General features: G+C 49.5%; 3 protein-coding genes and 2 pseudogenes. All 5 read right to left on the reverse strand.

The features are described from left to right. A pseudogene (locus tag P3W75_RS04775) lies at window positions 1-255 on the reverse strand (lipase family protein); the annotation flags it as partial. 252 nt (window positions 256-507) lie between these two features. After that, a complete protein-coding gene (locus P3W75_RS04780; protein WP_276226217.1) occupies window positions 508-1089 on the reverse strand; it encodes a hypothetical protein in 582 nt (193 codons plus the stop codon). A gap of 10 nt (window positions 1090-1099) precedes the next feature. Continuing rightward, on the reverse strand, window positions 1100-1603 hold the full coding sequence (locus P3W75_RS04785) for a hypothetical protein (RefSeq protein ID WP_276226218.1): 504 nt from the start codon (window positions 1601-1603) through the stop codon (window positions 1100-1102). Between the two features lie 113 nt (window positions 1604-1716). Beyond that, complete coding sequence (locus tag P3W75_RS04790; RefSeq protein ID WP_276226219.1) at window positions 1717-2235, reverse strand: hypothetical protein; 519 nt, start codon at window positions 2233-2235, stop codon at window positions 1717-1719. A 7-nt stretch (window positions 2236-2242) separates the two neighbouring features. Further along, window positions 2243-2602: pseudogene (locus P3W75_RS04795) on the reverse strand (type VI secretion system Vgr family protein); the annotation flags it as partial.

Raw genomic sequence — 2602 nt, forward strand, 5'->3', positions numbered from 1 at the left:
AGTCAGCCATAGCGTCACCGCCAGTTTGTGCAATCCTTCCAGCCGGATGATGCCCCGGGCATCGCTTTCCCCGCTGAACTCGGCGACCAGGCCGCAGCGCGTCGCCTCATTGCTCGCCCGGAACGGCTGGTGGGCCAGCGGCACATTGCGCTCGTCGAGCAGTTGGAATTCCAGCCAGTAAGGCTTTTGTGGGGTAAAGAACTGGACATTCTTGACGGCGCAAATTGTATCAGTGCGAAGGGAGTAATCGTGCATGAGGAGTCATCCTTGAAGTGACAGATGATCATTTCTACGTGCCAATCAGAGAGCTAGCGAGAAACCTTACCGGCACTGATGGATCTTAGTTTTCGAAGGTTTGGATCGGAATTGCTGAACTCTCGCGTACCGTCAGGATAAATATTCTCCCCCACCCCTCCGCCACCAGCCTTGACCCCAATACTTCGAACAACAAGTCCTGAATGAAGAATTGGTTCAAAAAATACATTTCGGGCGGAATTTGCTCGATAGCTAAAGACATTTTTTCTCCCCCATTATCACAACTATCTTTTCATGACCTCCAATGAAGGTCTCAATAATCCATGGATAGTAATCCTCGCGGATCACAATATCTCCATTTACTTCTCTAACCCTTTCCATACTCCTGCGTTGCGGGAGGTTTCTATCAAAAATCACAATCACTCCCCCGCCATAGCCATACCTCACCCCCTCCCCCAACTGCGCCGTATCCTCATAATGCACACCAAAGGTCACGTTACTCAGATTCCACTGGCAGGGCCCACCGCCGCTTCTATCCAGCTTCGCCACATACAGATCGCTTTGCCCCTGCCGCTGCGGCACGACCTCCATGGCATAGCGACCGTCTTCTTCATAACTCGTCCAGTCCGCACCCGAGCGTTTGACTTGACACTTCTGCGAGCGATACATCACCCGCATCGTGTCAGCCGCCAGGTCCTTCGGCACTTTCACCGTGACCGTGACCTGCTCGCCCCCAGGGGGCGGTGAAAACGATTGACTCTGACTTTGCGCGCAACCACTCAAGCCAAATGCCATCAGAGCGCCGCTGATGACTGCGATGTACGAATTTTTCAAAATACTCTCCTTACTCATCGCATCGCGGTTTAAGCACTCGCCCATCTGGCTCATAGCGGTAGGGCAAATAAATGACCTTGCCATCCCGAACAACCGGGCAAAATACTGCGGTATAGAACAGCGTACTGGTGTGTTTGGGATTCTTTATAAATATGTTCAAGCGAACCCTATAGGTCACTCCCGCCTTAAGCTCCTGCTCCGAGACATTGACGTTGTATCCGGGAAGTTCCGCCCCATACTTCAGGCACTCTCCAGGCTTTAGGCCAATTGGCGCGCTACCGGCGACCTTCTCGATATCCCACATGGTTTGCCTGGCACCATTATTGAGATTGCTCTCGGTCAGCCACACAGAGTCGATAGGAACATCATCTGCGTCAGAGGCGGGTATGCAGATCGAAACCACGCCATCCACCGTCTTGATATCGGCATCCTTCGCCATACCCCAGGGTGTTGCCTGGGCGGTAGCCCCATAGCCTCCCAATGCAATAAGTAGAAAACCCATGAGCTCTTTCATTCAATCTCACCTTGGAATATCCCCTAGCTTGATGGAGAGGTAAGGAGTTTGCTCACAGTGGACATCCACAGGGACTGACAAAGCAAAAAAACCAAAACACGCAACATCAGATCTCACCATGAAAGACCCGCTTTACTTCTCTTTGAATCGCAGGAAGGAATTACCTCGCCCCCATTCGGCAGGCGATTATATTGAAGATATTCATACACCCCACTCGCGCTCTTCCCTACACAGAAGGCAGCCGAGTAGAAATAATTATAATGATCAGCATCTCCAACCCTATCCACAATGAACACATAAGTCGTATTTATTTTCAGCTCACTCAACCTTGACGCCTCATCTATCAAATACCCATTTGGAACATAGCCAAACTTAATGCAATCGCCTGGCCTTAAGATCAACGGGACAGCGTTAGGCTTTAGCTTCAACTCCCAATCCAATGGCCTACTGACGTAGCTTTCCGAAAGAAGAACCCTACTCACTGGAAATTCTTCCTTAGCATCATCAGGCAGACAGACAGCGGGAACATTTTCAATCGAGATAATTCTTGGCTCACCATTCCACCCCCTGGATGTTGCATAGGCGTCAAAGGACAAAAAAGCCAAAAAAATTAATCCACAAAAAACTCTCATGACGATCTCACTTCGGCAAACTAGAGGTATCGTTCGGATCACTTAAAAAATTCTGCACGGCAATTTCAAGAAGCGCTGGCTCCTTGGATGAATTCGTAGGATCCCATACAAATTTTGGTTTTTGCAGAACGCATATCATAAAATAATCAGAAATTATTTCGCCTTGCTGCTCCATGTTGTAATCAGAAAGCGTTCCGCTGGCTGCTAGCTGATACTGATATGCCGATGCACCACGACTGGTCACCCACAAGGCGTGCCACTTCACCCTGTAGCCCAGTTGGTACTGCCAGACATGAGTCATCTCATGCATAAACAGGGCTTTGTCTCTATCATTAGCCGTACTGGAGAAGTCATCTTTATAGAATCC

Origin of the sequence: Pseudomonas citronellolis (genome assembly GCF_029335315.1) — a bacterium.
GTDB classification, from domain to species: Bacteria; Pseudomonadota; Gammaproteobacteria; order Pseudomonadales; family Pseudomonadaceae; genus Pseudomonas; species Pseudomonas citronellolis_A.

Excerpts from the sequence above, each read along its gene's own strand:
- P3W75_RS04790 (WP_276226219.1), bottom strand. The coding sequence starts at position 2,235 with ATGAGAGTTTTTTGTGGATTAATTTTTTTGGCTTTTTTGTCCTTTGAC.
- P3W75_RS04785 (WP_276226218.1), bottom strand. The coding sequence starts at position 1,603 with ATGAAAGAGCTCATGGGTTTTCTACTTATTGCATTGGGAGGCTATGGG.